Genomic DNA, 5,926 nt, shown 5'->3' with positions numbered 1-5,926 from the left:
GTGAGCGCGGGGGTGTGATGAATTCCGCCTTTATCCTGGCAAAATTCTCTCCGGAATGGGGCATCGTTTTGGCGGTGATGCTTTCCCTGTTCTCCGGTGTGGGAGTGGACTCTTCAACGGTAGAAGCTGCTGAGCAATCTGAATTACCACTGCCTTCTACATCTCCGCCTGAGCGCAAGAATTGGTGGGCCGCCCTCAATTTTGGAGGGGGATCCGTGTCTCAAGCCGGAGGCGGGATTCGTGAGAAGGACACACTCGGCTTCCTCGGCGTGGAAGGAGGAATCGTGGTGCATCCGCAATTCTTATTGGGTATCGAATTGAGCGGATGGCTCGTCGAGGAAAGCAACACCCAGGATCCTTCTGTCGGGGAGGGAATCATGCAGGCCTTTCTGACGACTCGCACGTATCCAATCCCTGATATTGGTCTGTTCGTAAAACTTGGCGGTGGGTATGTGAGCCACTGGAATAATCGGCCTGGTGAGCCGAGAAGGCTCAATGGCTGGGGCGTGACTCTCGGCGGCGGTTATGACGTGCTGATCATCGAATCGCTTCCGGTGTTGCCGTATGTTACGCCCTTTGTCACCTACGGGTTCGGTGAAGCAGGCGATCTGAATCACCACGCGATTACAGGCGGCATCGGCCTGACGGTCACGGGGAAGGGAAAGTGACGGAGTCTGTCGGCAATCGGCGAAGGATAGCTATGATGGAAGGCGGCAGATCACATGGGACGTGTTCCTTTGTGCCGAAGGCCTCTCAACCTTTGCCGCGGGAGAACATATGGCCTACACACAGACGCTCATAGACTTTTCCTGTCATTGCGAACCACGTTGTTGATGTAAAGGGGAAGGACGGATATCTGCGAGAAGATACAGTCCCAGCCAGGATCGGATATTTTTCAGGTAGATCGACGAGCCGACAATCTTGAGGCGATCATCAGACCGGGCTTGCTCAATCGAGAGGTCTCCCATCCACACTTCGGTCATCGTTCGCAGGTCGCAGGTGATATAGACATCCACTTCAGTGCCGGGATTGTCCGTGCAAAGGTCCACTTCATTGTTCTGTGTCTTCACCCACCACTCGTTATAACGATCCAGGTCCGTGAACGAGAACCTGATGACGGTTTGACCACCGGGAAGTTTTCCCGGGTCGATGCGGCGCTGAATATCCGACATCAGTAGCTGCACGTCGAGTTCCTTGTCCGTCATCTGTCCACGCGCCCAGCGCATCCCCCACTCGGCCGTTTTAAGGACGATGGGATAGAGTTCGCGACCGGCTTCAGTCAGTTGATACTCGTAGCCGCGCTGTTCCGGTATGCGCTTGTGGACGATCAGGCCGTGTCTGCGGAGAGTTTCCAGCCGTTTATTCAAAATCGTCGGAGAAACTCTAGAAATGGCGCGCTGGATTTGATTGAAACGGGTTGCTCCCAGAAGCAGCTCGCGGACAATGAGGAGCGTCCATTTCTCGCCAAGAATCTCCGCCGCCTTGGCAACCGGGCAGAACTGACCGTATTCGAGCATTGTCACCCCCGTTACTACAGAAAACGTAGTTCGGTACTACAGATTGCGCTCTTTCTCATTTACACGCTCACGACTATGCTCGCCTCAACGATGAGGAAAACAGTTTTACAATTTCCCGGCCAAGCTTGGCTATCGTAACGAAGGAGCACGGATGATGAAAGCCCTAATCCCCTCAACCATCAGAGTCGCAATACAGGTCGCCGGTTTGGATAGAAAGAACCGCCGCAACATACGACCCATCATAAGCCCAAAATAAGAAAGGAGGATCTATCATGCTGCCTGCCAAATTGAGAAATTCCATCTTACAAGATTTCCGGGGTCACGATGAGGAAATTCTTCCATCCTTTGACTCTGAAGGAGGCGAAGGGACTCACGAGAGAAGTCTTGCTCCAGTCGGAAAGGGATTTTTTTATAAATGGGACGATTACGAGCCACGCGGCCTGCCCGATCCTCATGGCGGGCATGTGGGTGAGCGGAAGAGAAATCGCGCTCACGAACCAGCACCTTCCAGCCTGGCTCAAGAAAGCCATGGGAGCCGCGCTTTCCGAAGTCAATCGATGCCCCTATTGTGAAGATATGCTGTTAAGTCTCACGCACGGGGCCAACCAGAATAACGTCGCCAATTCCCTCCGGAAAAACGAGATGGACGCGATCGACGATGAACTGACGCTCAAAAGATTCCAATGGACCAAGGCCAGTATCACCAGATATGCGGAGGAATTGCAGGATCCTCCCTTTAGCCCGACAGAAATTCCCGAAGCTCTTGGGACGTTGATCGTTTTCAATTACACGAACAAAATTTCCGACTTTACCCTTGACGGGTCTCCTGTGCCTTCTTCCTTTAGAAGCGGGGCATTAAAACTCTTTGGATTGGAGCTCCAGGAATCGTCTGCGCTGGACTTGGAGCATGGGGCGTCCCTCTACATGCTGCCTGAGGCGGAGTTACCTGAGGAGTTCTGCTGGGCCGAAGGCAATCCGCTCGTGGCGGATAGTCTCGCCCGCTGGAACCGCGTCGTGGAGGAAGAAATTGACCATGCGCTGTCGAGAGAAGCTCAACACATGATCAGGGAGAGCCTCGTTACCTGGCAGGGCGGCCAAGCCCCATTGTCCCGAAGGTGGGTGGAAGAGGAAGTGCAGGGACTCCAAGGTGAGGAGCGGGACAAAGCCAAGCTAGTGCTGTTGGTTGCGAAGGCTTCTTACCAATTGGACGACGGACTCATTGAGCAGGTGAGGCAACACGGGGTGAGTGAAGCAAACCTGGTGAGGCTGGGTGCCTGGGGCGCCTATATGGGTGCCAAAACTATTGCCAACTGGTGCGCGCCGGCCCCATGTCTTGTTTGATTGAAAAAGGAGAAGGAGGAAACGATGAAGGACATAACGCTCATCACATGTGCCACGGGAGCTGTGGGTCGGAGAGTGGTCAGCATTCTGGAGGCCAAAGGACAACGAGTGCGAGCGGGGGTGCACCGAATAGAACGTGCGCCAAAAGTACAGGCGCAAAGCACCGAAGTCGTGGCGTTCGATTTTTCTGATCCGTATTCAATAGAAGCAGCAGTCACGGGAGTGGAGCAGGTCTGCTTGATTACCCCTCACACGAATAGACAGTTTGAATGGGCCTCAATGCTGATCGACAAGGCGAAAAAAGCCGGTGTGAAGCGCATCGTGCGGTTGTCGGGATTGGCGGCTGCGATGGGGCCGGAAGTGCGAGTCGGGCGATGGATGAAGATGGTGGAAAATTACCTGGCGGATTCAGGGCTGGAGTGGACCGTCATTCGTCCCGGACCATTCATGCAGAATTTCTTGAGTCTTTATCCCAGGCAAGGGGGCCAGTATTGGCCGCCGATCGGCGACGGCAAAATTTGCCACATTGACGTTGGTGACGTTGCCGACATTCTTGCAAAAGTGCTCGCCGAGGAGGGGCACAATCGAAAAACCTATACGATCACGGGCAGCCAGGCCCTCTCAATGACGGAAGCGACAGACCTCCTGACGCAGGCTGGCCATAGCAACGCCGCGTACGATCCGATACCTGAACAGCAGGCGCGTGAATTATTGGGGAAGGCGGGGAAACCTGAATGGCTGATCGACGTACTGATGCAACTCTTTGCTGCCTTTGAATCCGGCGCCGCAAGCCTGTCAGTGGATACAGTCGAGAAAATGCTCGGACGGGCCCCTGTGAGCTTTGAACAATTCGCGGCGACACAATCCTATTCAGGCAACTAGGATCCACGGCAGAGAGGGGCGGAATGTAGGACACGATCGCGTGTTGCCGGTGACTCGTCCTCGACTCAAGAGCTTAAGCTCACGGGGTCTCTTGTGCGGGGAGTGTGATGGGGACGGAGGAAGAAGGAAGGAGTGTCTTTATGAATGCAAACCAAGCACTATGGGAAAAAGGAGACTTCACGCGGATCGCAGAGAGCATGCGAGAGAGCGGAGAGGCGCTGGTCAAGGATTTCGGGATCAAGAAAGGTTTCAAGGTCTTGGATCTCGGATGCGGCGACGGAACGACGGCCATTCCTTCGGCGAAACTCGGCGCGGACGTCTTGGGGGTCGATATCGCGAGAAATCTTGTGGACGCCGGGAACCAGCGTGCCAAGCAGCTTGGTCTTACGAACTGCAGGTTTCAGGAAGGTGATGCCTGTGATTTGCGCGGACTCAGCGATAATGCGTTTGACCTCGTCGTGTCGATTTTCGGTGCCATGTTCGCACCAAAGCCCTTTGAAGTGGCGAAGGAAATGGTGCGTGTGACAAAACAAGGTGGTCGGATCATTATGGGAAACTGGATTCCGAATGATCCCACGCTCGTGGCTCAAATTTTGCGGATTTGCTCCGCGTACACGCCACCCCCTCCAGAAGGCTTCGTCAGCCCGATGACATGGGGGATGGAGCCCATGGTCATCGAACGGTTTGCAAGCGCCGGCGTGGAGCCAGAGAAGGTCTCTTTCATGCGAGACACCTTTACGTTCAACGTTCCCACGCCGCCATCAGAGTACCTGGCGGTATTCAGAACCTACTACGGACCTACGATGAATGCGTTCGAGGCCGCAGAACGGGATGGACGAGCCGCCGACTTACAAAAAGAACTCGAACTGTTATTCGAGAGGCAAAACAAGAGCACGCGCAAGGACGTTACCTGCATTGCAGCAACTTTCTTGCGCGTGACGGTTGCGGTCTGAATAGCCGGGGAAGGAATGCTCCACAAAAACGCATTTGCTGACTTTTGGGTTTTTGTCGGTTGTAGAGAATCTGAGTGAATGAGGGCCTATTCCCCTTAGCGGTAAACGATCTCGACGCGGGTAAGGAAGTCGCTCAGTTTGCGGATGTGATCGGCGATCACGGCACGATCTTCTCGTAATGCCGTTTGTTCCAGGGTGTCGCCGATGATGCTGATCTCTTCAAAGCCATACCCTGCCCCATCCCCCTTCATGCGATGACCTAACAGACGTATTGTTGGGAAGTCATTGCTTGTGAGGGCAATTTGGAGAGTTTCGACGTCCTTACGGCGGTTCTCCAAAAAGACAGGGATGATATCTGCCAGGTTGGGATCCGCATGGACCACGGGACGATCCTGGGCGGTCGAGTCAGGTTGGTGTGTCATTTCCTCTTGTCCCCGTCGTAGGCCTGGAGCACTTCCAGGAGCGTCTGTTTCTTGATGGGCTTCGTCAGATGCGTATCGCAGCCGGCTTCGAGAATCTTCTTCCCATCCTCCTTTAATGCAAGAGCTGTTAACGCAATAATCGGGACATGCGAAAGGTCATGCTCTCGTTCCCACGCGCGGATACGACTTGTGGCTTCGTAGCCATCCATAACCGGCATGTTCATGTCCATAAGAATGAGGTCGAAATGTCCGTTCTTAACCTTCTCGAGAGCGATGCTGCCGTGGTCCGCCACATCAATTTGATAATGGGTTTCCTTCAAATAGGAACGAATGAGCATTTGATTGTCAGGCGAATCCTCGACCAGAAGTACGCAGAATGGACGCGATGGGCCTGGAATGGGCTGGGCAGGTGGAGCCACCGAAGGCTGGATATTTTGGCTGCGATTGAGGGAGATCTTCACAGCTTGTATCAGGTCCGACTTCCTGATGGGTTTTGTGATGTAACCGCCAAGTCCCATATCGTAGGTTCGAGCGATGTCATCGGCCCAGTGGTCGGAGGCCATCATGATGACGGTGAGTGTGCCCAGTAACTGAGACTGCTGAAGCTCTGTGACAACTTGGAAGCCATCCATGCTCGGCATCCGACAGTCGAGCAGTAGCAGTTCGTAAGGTTGTCCAGATTCCCTGCCACGTTGAAGCTCGGCGAGGGCTTCTTGACCGTTCGCGATGGCGGTAATTTGTGCATTCCAGGAGGAAAACATTTCGGACAAGATTGTAAGATTAATCGGATGGTCATCGACGGCGAGCACGC

At 54.2% G+C, this 5,926-nt stretch carries 7 protein-coding genes; 4 read left to right on the top strand and 3 right to left on the bottom strand.

Annotated features, from left to right (window positions below; translation table 11 throughout):
• A partial coding sequence (locus ACWVCN_RS05935) for a hypothetical protein (protein ID WP_455244626.1) occupies positions 1-668 on the top strand: 668 nt, incomplete at its 5' end.
• A gap of 144 nt (positions 669-812) precedes the next feature.
• Here ACWVCN_RS05935 and ACWVCN_RS05930 read toward each other — a convergent pair.
• Complete coding sequence (locus ACWVCN_RS05930; RefSeq protein ID WP_455244625.1) at positions 813-1,517, bottom strand: winged helix-turn-helix transcriptional regulator; 705 nt, start codon at positions 1,515-1,517, stop codon at positions 813-815.
• A 324-nt stretch (positions 1,518-1,841) separates the two neighbouring features.
• Here ACWVCN_RS05930 and ACWVCN_RS05925 point away from each other — a divergent pair, with 324 nt between their 5' ends.
• The 3 genes from ACWVCN_RS05925 to ACWVCN_RS05915 all read left to right on the top strand — a co-directional run bounded on the left by ACWVCN_RS05925 (position 1,842) and on the right by ACWVCN_RS05915 (position 4,693).
• Positions 1,842-2,858, top strand: coding sequence for a hypothetical protein (locus tag ACWVCN_RS05925; RefSeq protein ID WP_455244624.1), 1,017 nt, complete (start codon positions 1,842-1,844; stop codon positions 2,856-2,858).
• 24 nt (positions 2,859-2,882) lie between these two features.
• Positions 2,883-3,740 carry an SDR family oxidoreductase gene (locus tag ACWVCN_RS05920; RefSeq protein ID WP_455244623.1) on the top strand — a complete coding sequence of 286 codons (858 nt, stop codon included), beginning with the start codon at positions 2,883-2,885 and terminating at the stop codon, positions 3,738-3,740.
• 140 nt (positions 3,741-3,880) lie between these two features.
• A complete protein-coding gene (locus ACWVCN_RS05915; RefSeq protein WP_455244621.1) occupies positions 3,881-4,693 on the top strand; it encodes a class I SAM-dependent methyltransferase in 813 nt (270 codons plus the stop codon).
• A 95-nt stretch (positions 4,694-4,788) separates the two neighbouring features.
• Here the strand turns inward: ACWVCN_RS05915 and ACWVCN_RS05910 are convergent, their stop codons facing one another.
• Both ACWVCN_RS05910 and ACWVCN_RS05905 read right to left on the bottom strand, forming a co-directional pair.
• On the bottom strand, positions 4,789-5,115 hold the full coding sequence (locus ACWVCN_RS05910; protein WP_455244619.1) for an Hpt domain-containing protein: 327 nt from the start codon (positions 5,113-5,115) through the stop codon (positions 4,789-4,791).
• On the bottom strand, positions 5,112-5,926 hold an 815-nt coding region (locus tag ACWVCN_RS05905), incomplete at its 5' end, for a response regulator (RefSeq protein ID WP_455244618.1). The genes ACWVCN_RS05905 and ACWVCN_RS05910, both read right to left, overlap by 4 nt.

The organism is Petrachloros mirabilis (genome assembly GCF_975968855.1).
This window is presented reverse-complemented; position numbering and strand designations above follow the sequence as displayed.